Genomic DNA, 24,639 nt, shown 5'->3' with positions numbered 1-24,639 from the left:
TTATTTACTTAAGCTTTTTTATCGGGAATAGCGCAGAGTGCAGGAGAGCGTTGTGGCGGAAATCACCCCGGAAGAGCATTACATCACCGCAGAACCCTATTACGAACCCAGTGGCAGCGAGGTGGCGGTGTTCGAGGCGGCCTACGCCAACCGCCTGCCACTGCTGCTGAAGGGCCCCACCGGCTGCGGCAAGACCCGCTTCATGGAGTACATGGCCTGGCGTCTCAAGCGGCCGTTGATCACCGTGTCCTGTCACGACGACCTCACCGCCTCCGATCTGGTGGGACGCTATCTGGTGAAGGGCGGCGAGACGGTATGGGTGGACGGCCCGCTGGCGCGGGCGGTGCGCGCCGGGGCCATCTGCTATCTGGACGAGATCGTCGAGGCGCGCAAGGACACCATGGTGGTGATCCATCCGCTGGCCGACGATCGCCGCGTGTTGCCGATGGAAAAGCTCGGCACCCTGCTGCAGGCGGGGCCCGAGTTCTGTCTCGCCGTGTCCTACAACCCCGGCTATCAGAGCGTGCTGAAGGATTTGAAGCAGAGCACGCGCCAGCGCTTCGTGGCGCTGGAGTTCGATTACCCCGCCGCCGAACTGGAGGCGCGCATCGTCGCCAGCGAGTCCGGCATCGACGCGCCGCTCGCCGCCACGCTAGTGAAGTTCGCCCACATGACGCGCCACCTCAAGGGCAATGGCCTGGAAGAGGGCGCCAGCACGCGCCTCTTGGTGCACGCCGGCAAGCTCATCGCCAGCGGCGTGCCGCCGGTCACCGCCTGCGCCGGCGCCATCGCCCAGGCCCTCACCGACGAGCCGGAGATGCTGACGGCGATCAACGAACTGTCGGCGTCGCTGTTCTGATGAGCGCCGAAGGCGTTTGACAGGCCCTTTATGCTGAGCGCAGACGACATCGCCGCCCGCCTCGACGAATACCTGGAGACGGAGTTCAGCTTCATCCGCAGCGATGAGCTGGCGCCGCTCATACTGGCATTGGCTCCGGCGGAGCAGGCCTTCGTGCTCGACTGGACGCGGCGCATCGCCAGCACCAACACCGAGATCGCCCATCAGTTCGTGCGCCGCGCGCCGCAGGTGCTCAAGCTGCAGGAGCCGCGCGTGATCGAGGCCTGGGCGCTGCATGCCATGGATGTGTACGACCGTGCCGGCCTGCGTGCGGCGCTGGCGGTGATCCAGGACGTGGAGCGCTTCGTGCAACACAGCCATGCACGCACTGCCGGTGCGCTGTTCGATGAGGTGAGCGGCGTGTTGCTGCACTTCGTGCACGGCCTCGCCGGGCGCCCGCTCAAGTTGGCGTTGGCTGACACCGCCTGGACCGACAGTGAAACCATTCATCTGCCGGCGCTACTGGCGCAGCTTGCCGGCCGTGAGGACAACTTCCGCCTGTACAAGGTGCTGGCCGTGCTGCAGTGGGCGCAGATCCATCACGGTACCCTGCGTGTGGCACTGCATACCGACTTCACCAGCTGGCCCGATGCTGCGCGTGCGCAACGCCTCTATGCCCTGCTGGAAACCCTGCGCCTGGAGGCCATCATCGCCCGCACCCTGCCGGGCCTCGGCCGCGAGATGCAGCAGTTGCAGCCGGACTATGTCGCTGCACTGCCGGCGGCCTGGCAGGCGGCGGCAAGGCAGGTGCAGGGCGCGCGCAGTACGCCCGCAGCCAGCCTGGGGCTGCTGGCGTCCCTGTATGCCGCGCCGTTGCCGCCGCCGCGTCTGTGGCAGGTGGAGCTGTATCTCAATGAGGTGGCGGCGTGCATGCAGACACGCATGGCGCGGGAGAAACAGTTGTTGCGCGTGCGTCTGGCACAGTGGCTGGAGGAACAACGGAAGAAGGCCCCGGCGGACAGCGCGCCGCCGCGTCTGGCGGTGCGCGAGCCGGCGGACGATGCACAGGCCGGCGACTCGTTCGAACTGACGCTCAACGACGCGCCGGTGGCGCCGCCGGAAACGATTGCGCGCCTGCTCACCTCGATCCGCCTCGACCTGGGCGAGATACCGGATGAGTATCTGGTGCCTGCCGGTCCCGGCGAATACGACCCGGCGCTGTATACCGAGCAGGCCGACGATCCGGATGCCGTGTGGCAGGGCACCTACCACGAGCGCGGCGCCAGCTATTACAACGAGTGGGATCATGGCCGGCAGCACTACCGCAAGAACTGGTGTGTGATGCGCGAGAAGGAGGTGGCGCCGGTACACGACGGTTTCGTCGCCGCTACCCTGCAACGCTACAGTGGCCTGGTGGCGCATCTGCGCCGCAGCTTCGAGGCCATGCGCGACGAGGAACGGCTGCTCAAGCGTCAGGTGCACGGTGATGGCGTCGACATCGATGCCCTGGTGGAGGCGCTGGCCGATGCGCGCGACGGCAGCGAGATGAGCGACCGGCTGTTCACGCGCCTGCACCGCGTCGAGCGTGATATCGCCGTGGCCTTCATGGTGGATATGAGCGGCTCCACCCGCGGTTGGGTGAATGATGCCGAGCGCGAGGCCCTGTTGTTGCTGTGCGAAGCGCTGGAGGCGCTGGGCGATCGCTATGCCATCTACGGTTTCTCCGGCATCACGCGCAAGCGCTGCGAGTTGTACCGCATCAAGCGTTTCGACGAGCCGTATGGCGCGGAGGTGCGGGCAAGGATCAGCGGCATCCGTGCGCAGGACTACACGCGCATGGGCTTCGCCATCCGTCATCTGACGCAATTGCTGAATGCAACCGCGGCACGCACCCGCCTGCTCATCACCTTGTCCGACGGCAAGCCGGACGACTACAGCGATTACCGCGGCGTGTACGGCATCGAGGACACGCGCCGTGCCTTGCTGGAGGCACGGCGCAGCGGCATCCATCCCTTCTGCATCACCATCGACGAGCACGGCCCGGAATACCTGCCGCACATGTACGGCGCGGTGAACTACACGGTGGTGAGCGAGGTGCGCCAGTTGCCCTTCAAGGTGGGGGAGATATATCGGCGCCTGACGCGCTAGGGAAGCTCTGAACAAGTTCATGGCTTCCGTGGCACAGGGATGTGCCGCCATCTTTTAACGACGATGATTCGTTGAAAAATGAAGCCAAGCGAAAATCACACTTTTCGCTTGGCGTGGTTTGATCCATGGATGGACTTGTGTCGCGCAGCCCAGGGAGGGGCGGGAGCGACCTGAGAAGTCCTGGATGGACTTGTTCAGACTTTCCCTGGCAGGGTTCAGCGCTTGCCGAAGTGACGGTGAAAATCGGCGAAGCCGCTCGCAGTAAGCGGTCTGGCGTAGTGATAGCCCTGTACCTTGTTGCAACCAACGTGGGCGAGGAACTTTTCCTGCTCCAATGTTTCGACGCCCTCGGCGACGGTTTCCAAGCCCAGGTTGCGCGCCATGCCGATGATGGCCTCGGTAATGGCACAGTCGTTGGCGTCGCCGGGAATGTCGCGCACAAAGGAGCGGTCGATCTTGAGGTCGTCGATGGGCAGTTGTTTGAGATAGGCCAGCGAAGAATAGCCGGTGCCGAAGTCGTCGATGGCAATGCGCACGCCGTGGTCGCGCAGGCGCTCAAGCACATGGCGGCAGGAATTGATGTCGCGCAGCAGCACGTTTTCGGTCAATTCCACCTGCAGGCAGCGGCCTTCCATCTGGTGCTCGCGCAGCAGTGCGAACAGGGTGTCGGCAAAACTGGGGTGAAATAGCTGCACGCCGGATGCATTGATGGAGATATATTCCGGCGCGATCCCCTGTGCACGCCAGCGCATGAACTGGGCGATGGCCTCGCCGGCGACCCAGGCGCCCAGGGGCAGGATCAACTTGGTTTCTTCCGCCAGTGGGATGAACTGATCCGGTGGCACCATGCCGCGCTCGGCGTGCGGCCAGCGCGCCAGCGCCTCGACGGCGATGATGCGCTGCTGGCGCAGGTCGATAATCGGCTGGTAGTGCAGTAACAGTTGTTGGTCGCGTATGGCCAGCCGCAGCGCGTTTTCCAAGGTCAATTTCTCATCGGCCGCTTCGGATAGGTCCGGGCTGAATTTGCAGTAGCCGTCGCGGCCGCTGTCCTTGACACGGTACATGGCGGTGTCGGCGTTTTTCAGCAGCGTCACCGCGTCGGTGCCATCTTCCGGGTACAGCGTGATGCCGATGCTGCAGCCGACGTGCAGTTCGCTGTCGTGCAGATGGAAGGGCTGACGCATGGCGCTGACGATCTTGTGCGCCAGGGTGGTGGCCTCGCCGGGGATGTTGAGCCGCTCCAGCAGCACCACGAATTCGTCACCGCCGAGACGGGCGATGGTGTCGGCCCTGCGCACCAGGCCGCGCAGGCGTCGCGCCACCTCGATGAGCAGACGGTCGCCGAATTGGTGGCCGAGGCTGTCGTTGATGGTCTTGAAGCGGTCCAGGTCGATGAACAGCAGGCCGAAGAGATCGTGGTCGCGCGCGGCGCGCTCGATGGCGTGTTCCAGCCGCGCGGTGAACAGCAGGCGGTTGGGCAGTTCGGTGAGCGGGTCGTGGTGGGCGAGGAAGTCGAGCCGCGTCTGGGTTTCCTTCAGCGAGGTGATGTCGGTGACGATGGTGATGTAGTTGGTCAGGTTTCCGTCCGCATCGTATACCGTGTTGATGGACAGCAGCAGCGGGATGATGCGGCCGTCCTTGGCGCGGTCGAGGATTTCGCCTTGCCACTGGCCTGTCGTGGCCAATGAATGGCGCAGCGCGGCGTAGAACTCTTCATCATGCCGGCCCGATTGCAGCATCTTCGGCGTCTGGCCGAGCAGTTCTGTTTCACTGTAGCCGGTGATGCGGCAGAAGGCATCGTTCACTTCCAGGTAGCGCGTCTCGGCGTCGGTGATGGCGATGCCCTCGGCGGTATTGGCGAAGACCTTGGCGTAGAGTTGCAGACTCGCCTCGATGTTCTTCTGCCGCGTGATGTCGAAGCAGATGAATACTTTCTTGATCTTGTTGCGTTGTGCATCGTGGATGTCCGAGGCCACGATCTGCAGATGACGCCCAGCCACCTGAAATTCGTGTTCGTGCAACTGGCCGCTGGTCAGGTTGGCCTGCATGTGGCTGCTGCAGACGCATACTGTGTCGAGTGTCTGACCGACGATCTCGTCGTGCTCCCGGTTATGGAACAGCCATTCGCGCGCCTGGCGGTTGCAGTCGTCGATGCGACCATCCTCGTCGAGCACGACCACCGCGGCGTCCATGGCATCGAAGATGGCGCGGATTTCCTGTTTGGCGACGTCCAGCGCGCGGTTGGTATCGTTGAGGTGGTCGAGAACCTGGCGGAATGATTCGGTGACGATGCCGATGGGATCCAGGTCGATGAGGGTCTTGTCGTCCAACTCCTCCGGGCGTAGCGGCAGTGTGCCGATCAGGGTCAGCATCTGATCGACCTTGGCGCGGATGTACTGTATCGCCTTGAAATATTCGGCCGGGTAATCCACGTCGTAGTCCTGCTTTCCTCAGCGTTTGGCGCAGACACGGATGCGGTAGCCGGCGTCCACCCGGCTGACCTCGGCCGCATAGCCCATCTTGCTCACCGCGTCGGGGATGGTGGCGGTGGCCTGGCGGTCGTCGGTGGTGACCACGATCTCGGTCTGACCGGCACGCACGGCCGCGGCATGCTGGTTGAGTTCCTTCAGGGTCAGCAGCAGGCAGGAGGGACAAATCTGGCCGCTGATGTCGAGGTGGATGCTGTTTACCTTTTCCATGGCATGCTCCTAACGGATCACGAAACGAACGAGTAGCCTGCTGCCGATCCAGGTGCCGGGCAGGATGCCGAGCAGGAACAGCAGGCTTTGCACCGCGAGGATCGGCACGCCGCCCCACAGGTGCCAGATGTTGCAGCCCGGCACCATGCGCGCGGCGGCGCCGAGCAGCATCCCGCCGAGCAGGGCCGAGGCGTAGTGGCGCGGCGGGATGCGCCAGTGCAGGCGCCACTCGCGTACCAGCAGGGCGGACACCGCGGCACCACCGATGATGCCAACGATGAGCGGGTACTGGATGGCGGCGATGGCGTCCAGCTGCGGGCCGGCGCCACCGCGCACCGCCGCTGCGGCGAAGGGCGGCGTGTACTCGAGGCCCTGGACCTGGAAATAGGCCAGCGCCGCCACATGTTCCGGCCAGACCAGCGCCTCCAGCGTGGCACCCAGCTTGGCGTAGGAGGTGGTGATCCCCAGGGGCATGCCCACCAGCAGCCAGGAGACGAAGCCGACCGCGCTCAGGATCAGCGCCGTTTGCCAGGGCGGTATGTGGCCCGTGGCATAGGCCGGGCGGGTGAGCAGGCCGCGGCGCTGGCTGCGGTAGAGGTAAACGGCGCCGAGGCCGGCCAGCGGCAGGATCAGCAGCGCCGGGTCGATGTCCAGGGCCTGCGGCAGGGTGATGGCCGGGTCGAAGCTGGTGGCGCGGGCGAAGGCGCTCCACCACGGGTGCCATTCGGCATACAGCGCGGAGCCGGCCAGCAGGCCGACGAAGGCGACGGCGCTGACCACGCTGCCGGCGCCCAGCTTGTACAGCGTGCCCACCACGCAGCCGCCGGCCAGCACCATGCCGATGCCGAACAGCACGCCGCCGATGAGGGTGGCCAGCGAGCCGGGGCCGAGCAGGGGGAACGGGTAGGGGCCGAGCAGGCCGCCGGCGCGGCCCAGCTCGAAGGCCGCCATGCTCACCACCACCAGCAAGACCAGCATGCGCAGCAGGAAGAAGTCGCGCACCAGGAACAGGTCGCGGAACATGGCGGTGACGCAGAAATCGGATCGGTGCATTACGAAGCCGGCGACCAGGCCGGCCAAGGCGGAGGTGAGCACGATCAGCAGGTAGGGGGATTCGCCCATCGATTTATAGTTATGTCGTGGCCGATGGGGGACTGTAATACGCGGTTACTGTGGCGGGCAAGTGCCGGGGCGCGGCTCCAGGGGATGCCCCTCACGCTGCCGGGCGGGCTGAAGCCCGCCCGGCAGGCCCATAAAAAACAGCCCCCGCCGGTGGACGACCGGCGGGGGCTGCAGCAGCGGATGTGGGTATGACGGCTGCTGAACTACAAGATTAGACCATTACGCGGCGTACTTGGCCTTGGCCTCCTGGGCTTGGCGCGCCTCGTCCGCATCATAGGCGGCGCCGGACCACAGCATCTCGTAGGCGATCTCCTCGTTGCCGTTTTCGCACAGTTCCAGCACCTCCTTGAACAGCGGCTGGAAGGTGGGCGACTTGTGCGATTCCTCATGCTCGGCGAAGGAGCGCCAGAAGGTGATGATCAGCGCCTCCTTGCCCTTGAGCGGACTCTCCACCGCCTGGCCGATGGTGGACCCCTCGTTGGAGACGGCGCCGCTGTTGAGGGCGACGAAGCCGCCGACGAAGCCGGTGGTGGAGTGGTAGGTCTTCACGTTTTCGCACAGCAGGGCGACGCGCTCCTGCAGGTCGTCGACGGAGTATCCGGGCTTGAGGATCACGCGGTTGATGGTGACCACGCCATCGTGGGGAAAGTTGTTGATCAGGCTGCCGGCCATGATGCACCTCCTATCGGGCTTAATGGGTTGCAGGCATTTAATAACCTATTTAATCGCTAATATATAATCCTGATAAAAATAATCAAGTAATGGATAAAAATTACTTGGTGTGGGGTTTTCGGAAGTGGGACCGTGGCCGGGTAGCCGCAGTCCGAAAGATGGTGGTCAGTGCGCCTCGATGAACCCCGCTGCGGCGTCGGCCAGCTCCTCGGCGTAGAGGTCGAGGAAGAAGTGGTCGGCGCCGTCGATGGTGACGAGTTGGGCATGGGCGCCGGGGTTGGCAGCGCTCATGCGTTCGGGCAGGTCGCGTACGGTTTCGTCTGCGGACCCGGCGATCACCAATGTGGGTTTGCGCACCTCGCGCAGCACGGTCGGCGTGTCCATGCGCGGGTCGGGCTGGTGGTAGGAGAGGAAGGCATGGGCTGTGGCGGCGGTCTGCTGGCAGTAGAGGATATCCACCGGCTGCATCAGCGTGTCGCCCTGGCCCTTGGCCACCAGGGCCTCGGCTCTCTTCAGCTCGGTGGCGAGGGGTTTGCCGTAGCGGGTCTGGTAGTTCTTTTCATCGTAGCCGGCACTCCAGGTCTGCGGCGCGGCGAGGACCACGCTTCGGATCAGGGCGCTGTCGTGGGCGGCGGCGTAGCGGGCAATCTGGTTGCCGCCGCGCGAGTGGCCGAACAGCACGACGGACTGCACACCCTGCCCCTTGAGCCAGTCCAGCCACAGCCCGACCTCGTCCACCGCGTCGGTGTGCAGGTGACGGTGCGGCGCGGCGCAGTCGTACATGCCCTCGCGTGCGCTCAGGCCCAGGCTGAGATTCACCGCCAGGGAGCTGTAGCCGCGCTCAAGAAAGGCCTGCTGCAGGGTGCTGATGATCTCCATGCGGTTGTGCGCCAGGGTGCCGTGCAGCATCAGGATCACCGGCCCGGCCTTCCAGTCGTCGCCGGCCCGTTCCAGTTCGGCGCTGACCTGCAGCCCCTGGTGGGGAAGGGTGAGGGTTTCGGCCTGGGCATTGCCGAGGCTGGCGAGCAGGAGCAGTGCGGTCAGCAGGCGTTTCATGTGATTCCTCCGGTAGGTCTGTCTGCAATCATTCCCAGCGTGCCTGCGCATAGCGCACCTGCGCCCCCTCCGCGCCCTTGTGCACCCAGGCCAGGTGCAGGCGGCCGTCGTGCCACAGCAGCACCGGATTGTCCTGGCTGCCGGGGCCGGCGGCGCCGTCCACGCTGAAGTCGTCGCTCCACTCCTTTTCGCCCCGGCGGGTGGACAGCCAGATGTCCGGGCTGTCGTCGCGCGGGTCGTCCCAGGCGGCGACCACGCCGTGGGGCGTGACGGCCACGGCCGGGTGCCACTGCGGCGTTTCCGCGCCGAAGGCATCCTGGGCCTTTTCGTTGGCGCCGAAGCTGGCGCCGTGGTCAGTGCTCACTCCGGCGTAGATATCGTAGCCGGAGAGGAAGTCGCGCTTGTCCATCCACACCGCCGCCACGGTGGCGCCGTCGCTGGCGAGGCTGACGCGGGTGACGCCGGGACCGCGGCCGAGGCCCAGTTCGGCGGCGCTGCTCTGGCGCGGGATTTCGTTGAGCGGCTGCGGCGCGCTCCACTGCGCGCCGTCGCGGCTGGTTGCCGTCAGCAGCCGGGTGTGGCCGGCACGGCGGTCTTCCCAGGCGATGGCGTAGCCCCGGGCGGTGGCGGTGAGGGAGGCGTAGAGCTGTTCGTCCTGGGCGGGACTTACGTCCACGGCGCGGGCGGTGCCGACGCTGACCTTCGTGCCGTCCACGGTGAGCGGGGCGCTGACCAGGCGCAGGAAGCGACCGTCGCGGCGGCCCCAGGCGGCGTGGAGGCGGCCGTTGCCGGCGGCCAGGGTGACCTGGGCCGATACGGTTTGGTCCAGCGGGGCGAGCACGCCCTGTGCCGCGGCGCTGAACACCCGCGCCACCACCTGGCCGTCCTGCTCGAAGGCGGCCAGGAAGCGGCCCGCGCCCAGGCCGACGATCACCGGCTCGTAGGCCTCCCTGCCGGTGCTCAGGCGCAGCGGTGCGGCAAAGCCGGGCTGGTCGATCCGGCGCAGGGCGGCATACACCTGCGGGCTGCCGTCGCGGTTGTCCTCCCACACCACGGCGAGGCGGTCGCCGCTGGCGGCGAGATTGCCGCGTCCGGCGGACTCCAGGTGGGGGAACAGCTTCGCCTGCGGTTCGCCCGATGCCGCCTCGAAGTCGGCGAACACCCATTCCGCCTGTGCGGGCAGGGTCAGCGCCAGGCCCAGCAGTCCGGCCGCCAGCATTCTCACGCCGGGTTCTCCGCCAGGAATTCCAGCAGTTTCATCTTCCGGTAGTGGCCGCCCTGGATGTAGCGATCGAAGTCGCGGAAGTCCTGCACCGTCTTGAAGCCCGGCACCTTGAGGATGGGGCTGCCGTCCGGTTCCAGGTAGAGGAACACCGGGGTGGCGAAGACGTTGAGGCGGGCGCCCAGCTCCATTTCGGTGAGGCGCTCGCCGGAGGGCAGGGTCAGGCGGTGGCCGCTCTCGGCGTCGACATAGACCAGCACGTAGTTGTCGCTGTAGCGCTGCTTGAGGCCGGCGTCGGAGAAGCTCTCCTTGTTGGTCTTGTCGCACCAGGCGCAGCCGTAGCGGCCGAAGTAGAGGAAGATCTTCCTGCCGCTGGCCTGGGCCTGGCGCAGGCCCTCGTCGTAGGGCACGAAGGCGTAGCCGGCCGGGGGATCGGCCTGCACGGCGGCGGCAAACAGCAGGGTGGCGAGGGTCAGCAGGCGGGTCAGGGTGTGCATCGGGGGCTCCGTGTGTCGGCTTGCTAGTGTGGAGTGTGGGCGGCGCGCGGCTTTATTCCACCTGCGGCCATAAGATAGTCATTGGCTATTGAATCGATATAAACAATCCATTTCACCTATTTCGTGGCGTCGCTATCCTTTAGCCCATGCAGCAACATGCCACGGGGGACGCCGCCATGACCAAGACCGTTACTTTCGCCATTACGCATTTCACCGTCGCCTTCGCTGTGGCCTATGCGCTTACCGGCGATGTGGTGGTCGGTGGTGCCGTCGCCCTGGTGGAGCCGGCGGTCAATACCGTGGCCTACCACTTCCATGAGAAGGCCTGGGGCGTGTTCGGCCGCCGGGCGAACGCCCGGCCGGTGGAGGCGGTGCGGGCATGAAACTGCCAACCGACCCGCACCTGCTCTACAGCCTCGTCAACATGAAGCTGCGCAACGAGTATGAGGACCTGGACGATTTGCTGCGCAGCCTGGACGTGGACCAGGAACAAGTGATGCGGACCCTGGCGGCGGCCGGCTATGTCTACGACGCCGCCCTCAACCAGTTCCGCGCGGCACGGGAGTAGGGCCGGCTTCAGCCGGCCCCGGGTGGCATGGCCTAAATGATATTGGTCTCCGCCAGATAGGGCGCGAACAGCGGTTTCAGGTCTTCCAGCGTCGCCCCGAGTTCGTGCGGCATGCCCTTGACGAACATGTCGAGCAGGACGATGGCGTTGATGGTGCCGTCCTCGCGTTTGATGGAGCGGATGCGCTCGGCCATGCCCTTGTTCACCCTGGCCACCTTCTCGTAGAAACGCACCAGCCCCTTCATGTCCATGTCGGCGGACAGGTTGTCCTGCCAGCGGTAATACTGCGCCAGCATGTACATGGAGGCGGCACGGTAGAAGGTCTCCTCCGGGCTGGCGAAGGGCAGATGAAAACGCGCCATGGGCTTGAAGAACTCCGTCACCGGGCAGCCGCTGGTGGCGATGATGATGCCCATCAGCGAGCTGATGCCTTCCTGGGCGGTGGCGCTGCGGGTGAGGGTGCGTTCGTCCACCACCACGGTGACCTTGACCTCGTCGATGGAGGTGACGTCGCTCAGTTGCTCCACCACCGGCGACAGGTGGGCCGCCAGCGGACAGTGGGTATAGGAGCCGTAGGGCAGTTGGCAGCCCTCGCACTGTTTGAACTCCAGCTTGGTCCATTCCGGCAGTACCGGCGGCAGCGGCTCGCGCGGCGCCAAGGTGGCGCCGTCGAGGTGCAGCTGAAACAGTTCCTCGCGTCCGCTGGGAAAGCTGAAGCGGTATTCGTAGCTGACCGTGTCCATAGTACGTTTTGAGTGGTGGATGCTGGCACGGCAGTGTAGCCAGAACCGATGGCTATGGGCTAGAGCGGCAGCGCTGCTATGCTTGGTTGAGTGGAACACTGGGTTGCTGTCGGGGGCAAAGATGAGACGAGGGATTTGCGCGCTACTGTGGTGGCTGCCGCTGGCCGCCCTGGCCGAACTGCCGCGTGGCGACTGTCAGGCGCCGGCGCCGCACAGCGATCTGCGCCACTGTGATTTTGCCGGGCGCTCCCTCGCCGGCATGGACCTCACGGGGGCGCGCTTCGCCGGCATGCAGCTGGAGAACATGAACTTTCGCAACGCTGCGCTGGCCGGTGCCGATTTCCGCGCCGCCAATCTCAAGTGGGCCCATTTCCAGGGCGCCGATCTGCGTGAGGCGGATTTCACCAGTGCCGATCTGTTCCACGCCACTTTCGATGGTGCGCGCCTCGATCAGGCGCGCTTCAACAAGGCCTTCATGTTCGGCACCAACCTGTTGCAGGTGCAGGCGCCGCAGGCCGACTTCACCGATGCCTACCTCAAGGATGTGCTGTTCGACGCATCCGATTTGAGCGGTGCGCGTTGCATCGGCTGTTTCCTGCGCAGCGGCGGCATGGCCGGGGCGCGTTTGCATGGCGCCGATTTCAGCGGCTCGGACATGACCGGCCTGGATGGCGAGGCGACGGACTTTTCGCAGGCCCGGCTGGTCGGCGTGCGCTTCAGCAGTGCCATTCTGCGCTATGCCCGTTTCCGCGAGGCCGATCTGGCGCAGGCGGATTTCATCCACGCCGATCTCACCAATACCGAGTTCGGCGGCGCGAAGAATCTGCCGCCGTCGGTGAGCGAGACCCTGATGCGGTACTTCGGTGCCGAAGAGGCGCGCTAGCGCGCGTCGCAGGGAGGAAACCATGCGAATGAAAACGGGTACGGCGCGGCGCGCATGGCTGCGGCGGCTGGCCGCGGCGGGACTGGTGCCGCTGCTGACACCGTTGTTGCTGGCGATGTCACGCCTCCCGGCGGGGCGCACCATCTACCGCCTGCAGGGCACGGTGCGCGTCAACGGCCGGCCGGTGGACGAGACCACGCTGATCACGCTGGGCGATGTGGTCGAGACCGGGGCGGACGGCATGGTGATCTTCGCCGTCGGCAGTGATGTATTCATGGTCAAGGCCAACAGCCGCTACGAGGTGCAGGGCAGCAACGGCGTGGTGCAGCTGTGCCGCTTGGTGACGGGCGCCGTGCTGCAGGTGTTCGGCCAGGGGGCGCGGCGGCTGGAGAGCGGTGATGCGGTGATCGGCGTGCGCGGCACGGCGGTCTACATGGAGGCACGCCGCGACGAGAGCTATGTCTGCACCTGTTACGGCGAGGCGGAGCTGTCGTCGCGCAGCGACCCGCAGCTGCGCGAGACCGTGCGCACCACCCATCACGAAACGCCGCGCTGGTTCCGCCGCGGCAGCGATGGACGGCCGCGCATCGAGCCGGCGCCGGTGATCAATCACACCGACGATGAACTGATCCTGCTGGAGTCGCTGGTCAATCGCACGCCGCCCTTCCTGCTGCTCGACCTCGGCGGCAGCCGCTACTGATGGCCGGCGGGAATTGCCGCACCTGCCGCCTGTTGTTAGTCTGTGCCGATGCAGCGCCCGCCGCCCGGCGGGAAAAACAATAACGAGGCCCAGGCATGAGTGACAAGGACACGCCCGCAGGACAGCACGACGAGGACGATCTGCTGGCAGATTTTCGTGATGTGGCGGACGACGATGCAGGTGATGCCTCCCGGCAGCCCGATGACCTCAACACCGACCTGGATGCCCTCGATGCCTTTCTCAACGAGTTCGGCCAGGGCGAGACTGCGGTACAGGGAGAGAACGAACCGGCAGACCTGGCGGCAGCAGCGGATGAAATGGCGGAGCCGGAGGAGCCGGGCGCAGATACTACGGAACCGGCAGATGCCGCCGATCCCCTGCTGGAAGAGGTGGCCCTGGCGGCGGCGGACCCGGCACTGGATCTCTCCGCCGTGGAGGAGGTCCCCGAACTGAGTGCCGATGTCGATCCCGATGACCTGGACCTCGGCGGGATGGAGGACATGGCGCCGCCCGAGCCGCCGCAGCGTGCCCCGGCCGCCGGCCGCAGCGGCGACCTGTTCGCGGCATCGCCGGCTGCTGTCCCGGCCGCGGCGCCGGCGCCCGTATCAATCATGGCGGATGAGGACGAAGCGGCGATGGATACGAACAAGACCCTGGACATCTCCACCATCGGTGTCGCGCTGGTTTCCCTGGTGATCGCGGCGGTGGCCGGCTGGTTTGCCGTCAGCCTGCACGGCCAGATGAACGACCTGCGTGCCGAGCTGGCCCTGCTGCGCCAGCAGCCGGCCGGGGCCATCGCCGGCCCGGATCGGCAGACCCAGGAAAACCTTGCGCTGCTCACCCAGCGCGTCAACGAGATGGCGGTGCTGCTGGATGGCCCGTTGGGCCACCTGAGTGATTCCGGTGCGCAGATCAACAGCATGAATCTGCGCCTCGATGAACTGGAACAGCGCCTCAAGGCGCTGGGTGACGAAGTGGCCCGGGCGGCGCGCACCGCCGAGGCGGCAGGCAAGGCAGCGGCAAAATCGGCGGCGCCGACAGCGCAGCCCACTGCCAAGGCCGCCACGAAGCCGACGGCCACGGTGCCCCAGCCGGCGGCCAAGACCACGGCGGCGGCCAAACCTGCAGCGGCGGCGGGCCAGCCGACCGGCGGCTGGGTGGTGAATGTGGCCTCGCTCACCGATGCCAAGGCGGCGGAGACGGAGAGGCAGCGCATGCAGCAGGCCGGTTTCAACGTCGAGGTGCAGACGGCGCAGATGGATGGCCGCACCTGGTATCGCGTGCGCGCCACCGGCTTCAGCTCGCGCGAACAGGCCCAGGTCTACAGCGACATGATCCGCCACAAGATGGGTGTGACGCCGTGGGTGGGGCTGGATAAATAGTTACAAGTTTCAAGTTGCAAGTGACAAGCATGATGTCGCGCTGGTGTCGCTTTAACTTGCAACTTGCAACTTGCAACTTGTCACTTGTCACTTGGAACTTGTAACTGCCTTTAAACCAGCAACATCACGCCGATGGCGCCGAGCAGCGTGAAGGCGAAGCGGCGCATGGCCAGGTCCGGCAGCGGCGGCGGATAGCGGCGGCCGGCGACGGTGGCGAGAAACACTACCGGCAGGCACAGCAGGCTGAGCTGCACCATCTCCAGGGTGATATCCCCGGCCACCCCCACGTAGAACAGACGCGCCACGGTGGCGACCGCGAAGGTGGCCAGCAGCGTCGCGCGCACCACGGCCAGCGGCAGCGGCTGGCGGTAGAAATGGAACACCAGCGGCGGCCCGCCGATGGAGAACATCCCGGCCAGTATGCCGCCGGCGACACCGACACCGGCATCCACCCAGCCGGGTGCGCGGTGGGCGTGCGGATGCGGCCGCAATGCCAGCAGCACGCCGCCGGCGAGGATCACCGCGCCGAGGATCACGCGCAGGGTTTCCACCGAAGTGCTGTGCAGGGCGTCGAGCAACAGCACACCCAGCCCGACCGCCGGCAGCATGCCGAGCAGGGTGAAGGTCATACCGCGGCGATCGATGTGGTGTATGGCGCGGTGCAGGGCGAGAAAGTTGTTGGCCAGGGCGGTGAAGCCGACCACGATCGCGGTAAAGGCCACCGGGGCGAGATCGAACAGGGTGATGCCGCCCATGACGATGAGGCCGAGGGCGAAACCGGTGACGGTCTGCACGTAGGCGCCGAGGGCGACGATGAACAGAAAGGCGGCGAGGGTGAGCGGGTCCATGGTGGGCACGGATTATAACGACGCTGCACCTGTTGGCCAGGCGGCCGTCGGGTACGAGGCACGAGATACGAGGAAGCGGTGTGCTGCGCGCACGGCCAGATCAGCCAATGGGAAACATACGCTGCAGACGTGTTTTCGTACCTTGTCCCTTGTAGCTCGTAGCTGTCTTCTTCATTCCCAGTTGCGGGTACAGTCCAGATGGCGCCACACGCGGTCCATGCCGGGCAGGCCCTCTTCCAGCATCACGGTCAGCGGCTGGCCGCGGAAATAGCGGTTGCGCGTGGTGAGCCAGAAACCGGCCATCTTGGGGTTGAGCGGGAATACCACGTGCAGGGCCTGGTGGATGCCGATGAGATGCACGGCACGGGCGAGCAGATCATCGTCATCGGGCAGGGCCTTGCCGCGGCTGAATTTTGTCAGTTCGCGTACGGCCGTGTCTTCCGGCAGGCCGAGCAGGCTGATCTGGTATTCTTCACGAATGTTCCAGTCATCCAGCACGCCCATGACGAGGATGGCGAGCTGCTCGCGGTCCTGTTGGCTGTAATGGGACAAAAGTTGATTCTCCTGCATGGTCTTTGCCCATTATCACGGACACGCCGCGCCACGTCAAAAAAGCCTCATGCCGACCATTCTCGAATCCACCGCGCAATTCACCGACTTTTTGCAGCAGAATCCCGCTGCTGTAGTGTATTTCAGCCGCCCTGACTGCGCCGTCTGCCAAGTGCTCAAGCCGCGCATTCTGGCGCTGCTGCGGCAGGAGTTTCCGCGTATCGCCGTGGCGGTGGTGGACTGTGCCGCCGCGCCCGAGCTGGCGGCACAGCAGGCGGTGTTCACGGTGCCGGTGGTGGCGGTGTACATCGACGGCCGGGAGTCGCTGCGCCTGGCGCGCAATTTCACGCCGGGGCAACTGGCGGCGGCACTGGAGCGGCCCTATGCGCTGTTCTTTGACTGAATACCTGCGTCCCCTGTTGCTGTTGCTCTGGTGGGTGCCCTTGCAGGCCGCGCCTCTGCAGTGGCCGGCCACCGATGCCACCGTGGCAGAGACGGCGGAACTGATTCGGTATGTGGTGGCCATCAACGGCGCCGAGCGCGTCGATGGCGTGACGCTGGCGCTGCCCGATCAGGTGAGCCGCTATTACTGGCAGCGCGGGTTTCGTCCCGCCTGGTTCGACCGTGACGGCATTTTCATCGAGGCCGGGGAACTGCTGCATGTGCTGCGTCAGGCCGAGGCCGAAGGTCTGCCGGTGGGCGATTATCCCATCGCGGCCATCGAGCAGCGCCTGTTCGGCCCCATCGACGATATCCAGCATCTGGCGCAACTCGACCTGCTGCTGACCGATGCCTTCCTGCATTACAGTCTGAATGTTTACAGCGGGCGTATCGATCCACGTCGTGCCGGTAGCGACTGGTTCATCCCTTATGTTCCACTCGACCCCGCCGCGCTGCTGCCGCAGGTCCTGGCGCAGCGCAACCTGGCTGCGGTGCTGGCCGGGTTGCCGCCGCAGTACGAGGGCTATCGCCGCCTGCGCCTGGCCTTGCAGCAGTACCGTGCCGTTGCGGCGCAGGGTGGCTGGCCGGAAGTCGCGGGCGGGGAGATTCTGCGTTTCGGCGCACGTGAGCCGCGTGTGGCGCAGTTGCGCCGCCGCCTGTGGCTGTCCGGTGACCTCGCTGCGGCCGAGGCGGCGGAGCCGGAGCTTTATGACAACACCGTGCGTCGTGCAGTGCGCCGTTTTCAGCGGCGGCATGGCCTGCAGGCGGACGGCAGCGTGGGGGATGCCACCCTGGCGGCCCTGAATGTGCCGGTGGAGCAGCGCATCCTACAGATCGCCGCCAATATGGATCGCTGGCGCTGGCTGCCGCGGCAGATGGAGCCGCGCCACATTCTGGTCAACATGGCCGGTTATGATCTGCAATTGGTCGAAGATGGCCAGGTGGTGCTGGACATGCGCGTCATCGTCGGGCGCGACTACCGTCAGACGCCGGTATTCACCAGCACGATGACCTCGCTGGTGCTCAATCCGTACTGGTATGTGCCGCGCACCATTTTCCGCGACGACATCCTGCCGCGCCTGCGGCGTGACCCCGGATACCTGCAGCGGGCCGGCATGCGCCTGTTCAGCAGTCTGGACGGCAACGGCAGTCAGGTGGATGCTGCCGCCATCGATTGGGAGCGTGTGGACGGTGACAGATTTCCCTACAGCCTGCGCCAGGACCCCGGGCCGCACAATGCCCTCGGCCGCATCAAGTTCCTGCTGCCCAACCGCTACGGCATCTTTCTGCACGACACACCGGACCGCAGCCTGTTCAACCTGCCGGCGCGCGCCTTCAGCTCCGGCTGCATCCGTCTGGAGGACCCTGTCGAACTGGCGCGCCGGCTGCTGGCCGATGAGGCGCGCTGGAGCCGTGCCCGCCTGGAAGAGGCCATCGCGGCGGGCAAACCGCTGGGCCTGACCCTGCCCGCGCCGGTCCCGGTGTATCTGGTGTACTGGACGGCCTGGGTGGACGGCGAGGGGGCGCTGCACCTGCGCGATGATATCTATGGCCGTGATGCACGTCTGCTGGAACTGTGGCAGCAAAATGCGACAACCATCGTCGCAACCGAGCCGGCAAATCCATAAAATTCCGCTCCATGAAAGCATTGGTTTCCCTTCCGCGCCGTCGTGTTCTTTCCCTTGGCATGGGTGCGGCCCTGGCCCTGATCTCCGCCCCGGTGTTCGCCGTGCGCGGCGAGCGCCGTCTCGCCTTCGACAATCTGCACACCGGCGAATCGCTGCACACGGTCTACTGGCAGGATGGAAGGTATGTGGCCGAAGGCCTGGCCGCCATCAACCATCTGTTACGTGATCACCGCAGCGGTGAGGTGGGGAGCATGGAGCCGGTGTTGCTCGACCTGTTGTATCAACTGCAGCAGCGCGTGGGCCTGGCCCGGCCCTATGAGGTGATTTCCGGCTACCGCTCGCCGCAGACCAACGCCCGGCTGCGCCAGCACAGCAACGGTGTAGCGAAGAACAGCCTGCACATGGAAGGACGGGCCATCGACGTGCGCCTGCCCGGTGAGGCGCTGCGGCATCTGCTGCAAGCCGCCCGTGATTTGCGCGCGGGCGGTGTCGGCTACTACCCGCGCTCCGGTTTCATCCACCTCGATACCGGTCCATTCCGCACCTGGGACGGCTGACCCTTTCGGCGCGGGTATTCCGCCGTCAGATGTTGACGAACTCGCGCCGCGCCTCCAGCACCTTCACCAGATAGCGCCGCGTTTCGTCGCGCGGATGCTCGTCGCGCAGGCGACGGTACACCTCCGCCGGCGGCAGTGCGTTGATCACGTCAGGCGCCTTGGCGCGATCCGGCGAGAACATGTTGAACACGTTGCCGGCACCGCCGTTGTAGGCGGCAATGGTGCAGTATTCCCGGGTGAGCGGATGCTCGATGCGTCCCAGGTAGCGCTGCTCGAGGATATGGAGATAGGCGGTACCCAGTTCGATGTTGTGGTCCGCATCGAACAGGTAGTCCTTGCTCGGGGTGTGGTCGTAGCCCTTCACCATCGTATAGGCATCACGCCCGCCGGTTTCCGGCACCAACTGCATCAGGCCGTAGGCGGGCGCGCTGCTCACCGCAAAGGGATTGAAGCTGCTCTCGGTCTTCATCACCGCATAGATCAGGCTCTTGCTCACGCCGAACTGCTTGGCGTATTTGTCGACGCTGGCGGCGTAGCGCTGGGCCTGACGGTTCTCGTAATCACTCACCATGGTGATTTGCACGTAGTGCACCTTCTTGCTGCCCTGCTCGGTGTCCACCATGCGCGTCTGGCGGGCCGTGTGCAGCAGATGGTCGGCGTAGCTTTCCGCCAGCGCCGGGGTATCGATGACACGGCCGCGCTCGTCCACTACCAGTCCATGCAGATAAGGCTTGCCGGACAGTGCCACGCTCTTGTCGGAATACAGATCCACTGCGCGCGGATCGTCCGGCGTCAGCAGGGTGGTGACGATGGCATTCCTCAGGCTCTGTGCCGGCTGGATCGGGTCGAGGGTTTCCACCGTTATCAGGCCGCGATCGAATTGCACGATGGCGCGGCTCATGTAGTTCTGGGTGTACTTGACGTAGCGCTTGTTGCTGGGCGTAACCGCCTCCTTCCTGCCCCACTGTGTCCCCGCCTTGCCGGAGAGGAAATCCACCAGCTTCTGGTAATCGCGGCGCGCCGCCTGCAGATCGCGCACCAGCTGCACCGGATTCTGCTTGTAACTGGCGGCCTTGTACTTGGCCAGATTGCTGGCGGCCTCACGCGGGTCGCCGCTGGTGGCGATGCGCACGACGTCGTAGGTGGAGCAGGCGCCGAGGGTGGTGATGGCGCAGAGAATGACCAAGGACTTGCGCAAAGTACTCATGGCAGACAAGGATACCCCACGAAAGCGCAGTGGCAATACCCTTTTGTCGGCGCCAGCTTCACAGCATGGCGCGATCGGTTCATCATGATTCGACAAGCTTGAAGGGTCTTTCTTGCCGGGAGGCAGATGATGCAACGGATTGTTTTTCTCATTCTGATGCTGGCCGGGATGCAGCTTTCGGTCCTGGCGTCCCCCGCGGATGGGATTCTGCGGGTGCTGGCAGCCCGTGAGCAGCGGTTGCAGCGGGATATCACCATGTGCAATCGCGGGGTGGCGCTGGCAGAGCAGACGTTGCGTGATGCCGAAAGCGCCTTGCGTCTGTCCCTCAGCAGCAAGGACCGCGCCGCCGAGGCCGTGGCGCGTGAGGCGGTGGCGGTGAGCCGTGCAAACTATAACGACTACCGCGAACTGTGTGCCAACCTCGATCAGGACCTGCAGCGGGCCCGCAAGAGTCTGACGCTGGCGCAGCGCCTGCTGGCGCGCGCCCCCGGCCAGCCGATCGGTGCCGCCGTCATCGAACAGCGGGGCCAGGTGGAACGCAGCAACCCCGCGGGGGGCTGGGCGCCGCTGGCGGCCGACAGTGCGACACCGTTGCGTTCCGGCGATCGCCTGCGCACCGGCCCCGGCAGTGGCGCCGAATTCATGTTGCAGGACGGTGCGACCGCGGCCCAGATCGCTGCCGATACCGAGGTGCAGCTGACACTGGACGATCTGGGCAATGCGGTGGTGGATATCAGCCGCGGCGCGTTCTATGCGGCAGTGACGCCGCTGCTGACGCGCATGAAACGCGTGGAGGTGCGCACCCCGGCCGCGGTCCTTGCCGTTCGTGGCACCCGCTTTGCGGTACGGCAGGCGCCGGACGGCAGTACCGAGTTGCTGGTGCTGGAGGGCGTGGTAGAGGCAACGCCGACAGATGGCGACAGTGCCGTGATGGTCGCGGCCGGACAACGTCTTTTCACACGGCAGGGTGAGCCGCTCACTGCGGCGGCGGCCATCGACTGGAACACGACGCGGCGCTGGTGGCGCGAGGAGGGGGCGGAATGACGGCGTTGCGTCATGGTGTGGCCGCTCTATTGCTGCTGGGTGTGCCGTGGCTTGCGCTGGCGGATTGGTGGATCGCCTATTCGCCGGTGATCGTCAAATATACCGGCCAGTCCACCTATTGCTGTTTTCCCACCAAGGCCGCCTGCGAGGCGGCACGTGCGCAGAAACTGCAACCGAACGACTCCATCGGCTGCTTCGGTTACGACAGCCCCAGCGTCAAGCAGCAGAGTGGCGGACAGAGCAAGGAATCTGCCGCGCAACAGGCCAAGGCGGCTGCCGACGCGCAGGCGCAGAAGGAGGCGCAGCTCAAGCTGCAGGAGCAGAAATTCCGTGAGGCGATGCAAGGCACGCTGCAAGAGTTCAAGGGGCTGGACAATGGCGGTGGTTCCGGCGGCCTGACTCTGAAACCGGTACCGTCTGCCGGTGGCGATGCATTGGGGCAGTTGCGGGGCAGTGCCGCCTGGAGCGATGCGGCGACGCGGGCCAAGACCGATGAGGAGGCGCGCAGCAAGGCCGAGTTGGGGGCGCAGGGGGCAGGCGGCCTCAAGGGGCCGGATTATGCCGGCAAGGTTCCGGAGCCGCCGGCACCGACACCGGTGGAGGTGCAGCGGCAATTTGTCACGCTGCTGTCCGAACGCAAGCAGGTGAACCGGCAGCAGACCCAGCAGGCCGAACAGCAGATACGGACGCTGGAGCAGAAACTCAAGGCCAGCGAGGAGGAGGCAGCGCGCCAGGAACGTGAACTGGCCGGCCTGAGATTGAAGGAGGCTCCCGCCGGCCAGCCGCAGGAAAGCGAGGCGCAACGTCGCGCACGCGAGGCGCTGGAGCGGGCCAGGGCCGAGCAGCAGAAGCTGAAGCAGGAACTGGAGCGGCGGCGGCGCGAGCGCGAGCAACTGGCGCAGGACGAGCAGCGGCTGCAACAACTCGAAGCGCAATACCAGGCCGACCCGCAGCGGGCCGGCGCATTGATGGGGCAATTGGGGCGTTAGGGGGAGAAACATGAAAGTCGGTACGGTGTGGCTGGTCGGCGTGTTGCTGGTGGTGTCGATGTCATCCTGGGCGCAGGATGTGTCGGAAGAGGCGCGCCGCTATATGGTGCGCGGGCGCACCGCCATCGAGATGGCCAAGACGATGGATGATCTGCGCTACGCGGTGAAGGAACTGGAGCAGGCCGCACGGCTGGCGCCGCAGTGGGCGGACCCGCACTTCAATCTCGGCGTGGTGCAGGAAAAGCTGGGCAATACGGCGGGTGCCATCGCCAGCTTCCGGCGCTACCTCGAACTGGCGCCGGAGGCGGTCGATGCCGCCAAGGTGCGCGACAAGATCATCGCCCTCGAATACATGCAGGAACGCACCGCCCAGGCCCAGGCGCTGTCGGGTAACTGGAGCGGGTATGCGGTGCGCGTGGAAGGTGACCGTTTCACGGCCGAGGGGCGCAGCCGACCGGCGCCGGTGCAGGTGATCTTTCATGGCGGCTTACTGCTTGGCGATATGGATCAGCAACCGGAGCTGCCGGATGCGGTGCATCGCTTCGAGGGACAGATTGCCGGGGCGGTGATCAAAGGCATCGTCACCCGTGAGGCCTTCATCGAGGGGCGCTCCGGTTGTGAAATACCAAAGGAGCGCAGCGAATTTACCGGTAAGGTGAATGATGAAGGGACCCAGATGGTGCTGAAATTTCCGCGCACCATCTACAAAGCCGAATGGACCGGTGTGTTCTGGGGGCTGGAGAATTGCACGGCAGTGAATGCGAAGGAAACACAGCAGGCCGAGCTGGTACTGGCGGTGTCATTGCCGGCCGGTGGCGTGGGTATCGAATTGCAATTCGATACGGCTGACACCCTGCCGGTAGTGGTGCGTACCTTCCCCGCCGGGCCGGCCGAGCAGGCGGGCGTACACGCCGGCGATCGGATTCTGGCCGTCGATGGCCAGACCGTGCGTGGTCTGCGCAATGTCGAGGTGATCAAGCGGCTGCGTGGTGAGCCTGGCACCTCAGTGGCGGTGCGTATCGAGCGCAACGGCATGCCGGAAGAACTGACGCTGACACGTGCCGATCTGGCGGCCATGGTTGCACCACAGCAGGCCGCCGCCGGCGCCACCGCTGCGAAGAAAGGCGTGTCGGCCACCTCCTCCGGTTGCTTCATCGCCACCGCGGCCTATGGCTCGCCGTTCGAAGAACATGTGGCGACGCTGCGCGAGTTCCGTGACCGGCATCTGCTGACCAACGCGCCGGGACGCTGGTTTGTCGCGCAGTACTATGAGCATTCGCCGCCGCTCGCCGATTACATCCGCGAGCGCGAGGGGTTGCGCACGGTGGTGCGCGGCGTGCTGACGCCGGTGGTGTATGCGGTCCGGCATCCGGTCTGGGCGCTGCTGGCTGTCGTTGCGTTGCTGGCGCTGCTCGTCGGGTGGCGGCGCCGCCGCAACGTAGTCAGTCGGGTGGTCTGAGACATGGAATATCTGCCGTTCATACTCATCGGCGTGATGGCCCTGTTCATGGCCATGCCGCTGTACATCTGGCTGGGTAGCAAGCGCCTGCAGGGGCAGGCGGCGCCGGACTATGCGGCGCTGCTGACGCCACAGCAACAGGGGCGCGACAAACTGCTGTTCTATTTCTACAGCGAGCATTGCGGTCCCTGCCGCACGCTGGCGCCGCTCATCGACAGCTTGGCGGAACGTCATGGCAATGTGGTGAAGGTGGATGTGGTGCAGCAGCCGGCGGCGGCGCGGCAGTTCGGTATCCGTGCCACGCCGACCCTGGTGCTGGTGGAGGGCGGCAAGGTGGTGAAGGTGCTGCTGGGGGCCGTGAGTGCGAAACAACTGGAGGTGCTGCTGCGCGGAGATTGACGCAGTTTTCGCGGGGTTGAAATAGTGTACTGGAATACTATGTTAATACCATGGCCGCGGTTGGCCAGAAAAATTGCATGACTGACAAGGTATTTCAGGAGGCAACATGAACGCGACTTACTACAAGGCGATGGACACCATGGAAAAGGCCGGCGCCGACCGGCAGTACATCGATGGCTGGGCCTGCGGTTTCCTGCACAACCCGCGCCGCGGTGAGCAGCACATCACCGAGGCCTACGAGGCCGGCTATGAGGACGGCCTGAATCAGGTGCTGGACGGCTACAAGGCCTGGGTCGGCAAGAAGGCCGCCTGAGTTCCCGCCCCGCCCCGCGACAGCCCCGCTCCGGCGGGGCTGTCGCTTTGTGGGGGGCGGGTTAAGCTGCGGGCAGGTACGGCTGAGGGAGTGGCCCGCATGAGACGAGGTGTTTACTGGTTATTGTTGCTGCTGCTGGCCGGGCCGGCAACGGGCGCCGGCATCTATCGCTGGACCGATGCCGAGGGCCGTGTGCACTTCGGTGATGCGCCGCCCGACGAGCGCCAGGCCGAGGGTGTTGCGCTGCGCTACAACGCGGTGGGGTCGACGCCGGTGCCGGCAGGGATGTTCGAGTCCCGCCCGCCGGTGGTGATGTACAGCGCCGCCTGGTGCGGTGTATGCCGCAAGGCAAAGTGTTTTCTGCAGGCCCGTTCCGTTCCCTTCCACGAATACGACATCGAGACCACCCGCAAGGGGCGCGAGGATTACCGTCGCCTGCAGGGCACCGGTGTGCCGATCATCCTGGTGGGCGCAGAGCGCATGAACGGTTTCAATGCCGCCACGCTGACCGGGTGGCTGGAGCAGGCCGGCCATCTGCCGGCAACACCTTGACGGCTCCGGCTGCCGCAGCGTAGCTTACCCATCATGACTTACCTGAATGCACGACCGATGTCCGCAGTACGCCGCGTCGTCTGGCGCGAGGCGTTGCGTCGGCGTGTCATCGAGGTGAGACCG

General features: G+C 65.6%; 27 protein-coding genes. 16 read left to right on the top strand and 11 right to left on the bottom strand.

The genetic code is table 11. From position 1 onward, the window contains the following. Window positions 1-52: 52 nt before the first annotated feature. Entirely contained in the window at window positions 53-859 is an 807-nt protein-coding gene (locus EP379_RS13545) for an AAA family ATPase (RefSeq protein WP_127478307.1), read from the top strand. 30 nt (window positions 860-889) lie between these two features. Then, window positions 890-2,986 (top strand): nitric oxide reductase activation protein NorD, encoded by a 2,097-nt coding sequence (locus EP379_RS13540; RefSeq protein WP_127478306.1) that lies wholly within the window; start codon window positions 890-892, stop codon window positions 2,984-2,986. A gap of 215 nt (window positions 2,987-3,201) precedes the next feature. Here the strand turns inward: EP379_RS13540 and EP379_RS16825 are convergent, their stop codons facing one another. The 7 genes from EP379_RS16825 to EP379_RS13510 form a co-directional block, all read right to left on the bottom strand. Continuing rightward, the gene (locus EP379_RS16825; RefSeq protein WP_127478305.1) at window positions 3,202-5,418 is read right to left on the bottom strand and encodes a putative bifunctional diguanylate cyclase/phosphodiesterase; all 2,217 of its coding nucleotides are present in this window, start codon (window positions 5,416-5,418) and stop codon (window positions 3,202-3,204) included. Between the two features lie 18 nt (window positions 5,419-5,436). Then, window positions 5,437-5,685: a sulfurtransferase TusA family protein gene (locus EP379_RS13530; RefSeq protein WP_127478304.1), complete on the bottom strand. Its 249-nt coding sequence runs from the start codon at window positions 5,683-5,685 to the stop codon at window positions 5,437-5,439. Between the two features lie 9 nt (window positions 5,686-5,694). Beyond that, a complete protein-coding gene (locus EP379_RS13525; RefSeq protein WP_127478303.1) occupies window positions 5,695-6,807 on the bottom strand; it encodes a YeeE/YedE family protein in 1,113 nt (370 codons plus the stop codon). A 219-nt stretch (window positions 6,808-7,026) separates the two neighbouring features. Beyond that, a complete protein-coding gene (locus tag EP379_RS13520) occupies window positions 7,027-7,479 on the bottom strand; it encodes a ligand-binding protein SH3 (RefSeq protein ID WP_127478302.1) in 453 nt (150 codons plus the stop codon). Window positions 7,480-7,644: 165 nt separating this feature from the next. After that, entirely contained in the window at window positions 7,645-8,535 is an 891-nt protein-coding gene (locus EP379_RS13515) for an alpha/beta hydrolase (protein WP_172600494.1), read from the bottom strand. Window positions 8,536-8,563: 28 nt separating this feature from the next. After that, window positions 8,564-9,760: a hypothetical protein gene (locus tag EP379_RS16420; RefSeq protein ID WP_172600493.1), complete on the bottom strand. Its 1,197-nt coding sequence runs from the start codon at window positions 9,758-9,760 to the stop codon at window positions 8,564-8,566. Then, on the bottom strand, window positions 9,757-10,254 hold the full coding sequence (locus EP379_RS13510) for a thioredoxin family protein (protein WP_127478300.1): 498 nt from the start codon (window positions 10,252-10,254) through the stop codon (window positions 9,757-9,759). Before EP379_RS13510 ends, EP379_RS16420 begins: the two co-directional genes overlap by 4 nt. Before the next feature lie 176 nt (window positions 10,255-10,430). Here EP379_RS13510 and EP379_RS13505 point away from each other — a divergent pair, with 176 nt between their 5' ends. Both EP379_RS13505 and EP379_RS13500 read left to right on the top strand, forming a co-directional pair. Beyond that, a complete protein-coding gene (locus EP379_RS13505) occupies window positions 10,431-10,637 on the top strand; it encodes a DUF2061 domain-containing protein (RefSeq protein ID WP_127478299.1) in 207 nt (68 codons plus the stop codon). Next, on the top strand, window positions 10,634-10,822 hold the full coding sequence (locus tag EP379_RS13500; protein ID WP_127478298.1) for a DUF4250 domain-containing protein: 189 nt from the start codon (window positions 10,634-10,636) through the stop codon (window positions 10,820-10,822). Before EP379_RS13505 ends, EP379_RS13500 begins: the two co-directional genes overlap by 4 nt. 32 nt (window positions 10,823-10,854) lie before the next feature. Here EP379_RS13500 and EP379_RS13495 read toward each other — a convergent pair whose 3' ends face one another. Beyond that, entirely contained in the window at window positions 10,855-11,565 is a 711-nt protein-coding gene (locus tag EP379_RS13495; protein WP_127478297.1) for a DUF6901 family protein, read from the bottom strand. Window positions 11,566-11,686: 121 nt separating this feature from the next. Between EP379_RS13495 and EP379_RS13490 the strand changes: the two genes are divergently transcribed. The 3 genes from EP379_RS13490 (at window position 11,687) to EP379_RS13480 (ending at window position 14,530) form a co-directional block, all read left to right on the top strand. Next, entirely contained in the window at window positions 11,687-12,448 is a 762-nt protein-coding gene (locus EP379_RS13490) for a pentapeptide repeat-containing protein (RefSeq protein ID WP_127478296.1), read from the top strand. A 22-nt stretch (window positions 12,449-12,470) separates the two neighbouring features. Then, window positions 12,471-13,148, top strand: coding sequence for a FecR family protein (locus tag EP379_RS13485; RefSeq protein WP_145987911.1), 678 nt, complete (start codon window positions 12,471-12,473; stop codon window positions 13,146-13,148). Window positions 13,149-13,243: 95 nt separating this feature from the next. Next, the gene (locus EP379_RS13480) at window positions 13,244-14,530 is read left to right on the top strand and encodes an SPOR domain-containing protein (RefSeq protein WP_127478294.1); all 1,287 of its coding nucleotides are present in this window, start codon (window positions 13,244-13,246) and stop codon (window positions 14,528-14,530) included. A 110-nt stretch (window positions 14,531-14,640) separates the two neighbouring features. Here the strand turns inward: EP379_RS13480 and EP379_RS13475 are convergent, their stop codons facing one another. Together EP379_RS13475 and EP379_RS13470 are read right to left on the bottom strand one after the other, a co-directional pair. Beyond that, entirely contained in the window at window positions 14,641-15,378 is a 738-nt protein-coding gene (locus tag EP379_RS13475; protein WP_145987910.1) for a sulfite exporter TauE/SafE family protein, read from the bottom strand. Between the two features lie 171 nt (window positions 15,379-15,549). Next, window positions 15,550-15,930, bottom strand: a complete 381-nt coding sequence (locus EP379_RS13470; RefSeq protein WP_127478292.1) for a hypothetical protein — start codon at window positions 15,928-15,930, stop codon at window positions 15,550-15,552. 67 nt (window positions 15,931-15,997) lie between these two features. On the opposite strand from EP379_RS13470, the gene EP379_RS13465 reads away from it, so the two are divergent. From EP379_RS13465 to mepK, 3 genes are read left to right on the top strand one after another with little or no spacing between them, the layout of a single operon-like run. Beyond that, window positions 15,998-16,330 (top strand): thioredoxin family protein, encoded by a 333-nt coding sequence (locus tag EP379_RS13465; protein WP_172600492.1) that lies wholly within the window; start codon window positions 15,998-16,000, stop codon window positions 16,328-16,330. After that, the gene (locus tag EP379_RS13460) at window positions 16,311-17,996 is read left to right on the top strand and encodes a L,D-transpeptidase family protein (RefSeq protein WP_145987909.1); all 1,686 of its coding nucleotides are present in this window, start codon (window positions 16,311-16,313) and stop codon (window positions 17,994-17,996) included. The genes EP379_RS13465 and EP379_RS13460 overlap by 20 nt, the downstream gene beginning before the upstream one ends. A gap of 11 nt (window positions 17,997-18,007) precedes the next feature. Then, on the top strand, window positions 18,008-18,553 hold the full coding sequence (gene mepK, locus EP379_RS13455; RefSeq protein ID WP_127478289.1) for a peptidoglycan L,D-endopeptidase MepK: 546 nt from the start codon (window positions 18,008-18,010) through the stop codon (window positions 18,551-18,553). A 25-nt stretch (window positions 18,554-18,578) separates the two neighbouring features. On the opposite strand, the gene EP379_RS16820 is transcribed toward mepK, so the two are convergent. Continuing rightward, window positions 18,579-19,760 carry a murein transglycosylase domain-containing protein gene (locus tag EP379_RS16820; RefSeq protein ID WP_127478288.1) on the bottom strand — a complete coding sequence of 394 codons (1,182 nt, stop codon included), beginning with the start codon at window positions 19,758-19,760 and terminating at the stop codon, window positions 18,579-18,581. A 213-nt stretch (window positions 19,761-19,973) separates the two neighbouring features. On the opposite strand from EP379_RS16820, the gene EP379_RS13445 reads away from it, so the two are divergent. The 6 genes from EP379_RS13445 to EP379_RS13420 all read left to right on the top strand — a co-directional run bounded on the left by EP379_RS13445 (window position 19,974) and on the right by EP379_RS13420 (window position 24,516). Next, window positions 19,974-20,804 carry a FecR family protein gene (locus EP379_RS13445; RefSeq protein ID WP_172600491.1) on the top strand — a complete coding sequence of 277 codons (831 nt, stop codon included), beginning with the start codon at window positions 19,974-19,976 and terminating at the stop codon, window positions 20,802-20,804. Next, window positions 20,801-21,793 (top strand): hypothetical protein, encoded by a 993-nt coding sequence (locus tag EP379_RS13440; RefSeq protein WP_127478286.1) that lies wholly within the window; start codon window positions 20,801-20,803, stop codon window positions 21,791-21,793. The genes EP379_RS13445 and EP379_RS13440 overlap by 4 nt, the downstream gene beginning before the upstream one ends. A 10-nt stretch (window positions 21,794-21,803) precedes the next feature. After that, window positions 21,804-23,252 (top strand): CFI-box-CTERM domain-containing protein, encoded by a 1,449-nt coding sequence (locus EP379_RS13435; RefSeq protein ID WP_127478285.1) that lies wholly within the window; start codon window positions 21,804-21,806, stop codon window positions 23,250-23,252. 3 nt (window positions 23,253-23,255) lie between these two features. Continuing rightward, on the top strand, window positions 23,256-23,651 hold the full coding sequence (locus EP379_RS13430; RefSeq protein WP_127478284.1) for a thioredoxin family protein: 396 nt from the start codon (window positions 23,256-23,258) through the stop codon (window positions 23,649-23,651). Window positions 23,652-23,757: 106 nt separating this feature from the next. Beyond that, window positions 23,758-23,964 carry an Alvin_2107 family globule sulfur oxidation protein gene (locus EP379_RS13425; RefSeq protein ID WP_127478283.1) on the top strand — a complete coding sequence of 69 codons (207 nt, stop codon included), beginning with the start codon at window positions 23,758-23,760 and terminating at the stop codon, window positions 23,962-23,964. Between the two features lie 99 nt (window positions 23,965-24,063). Further along, window positions 24,064-24,516, top strand: coding sequence for a glutaredoxin family protein (locus EP379_RS13420; protein ID WP_127478282.1), 453 nt, complete (start codon window positions 24,064-24,066; stop codon window positions 24,514-24,516). Window positions 24,517-24,639 lie beyond the last annotated feature (123 nt).

This window comes from Sulfurivermis fontis (genome assembly GCF_004001245.1).
Classification (GTDB): Bacteria; Pseudomonadota; Gammaproteobacteria; order Thiohalomonadales; family Thiohalomonadaceae; genus Sulfurivermis; species Sulfurivermis fontis.
Note: the sequence above shows the minus strand (reverse complement) of the source record. Positions and strands in the feature narration are given on the sequence as shown.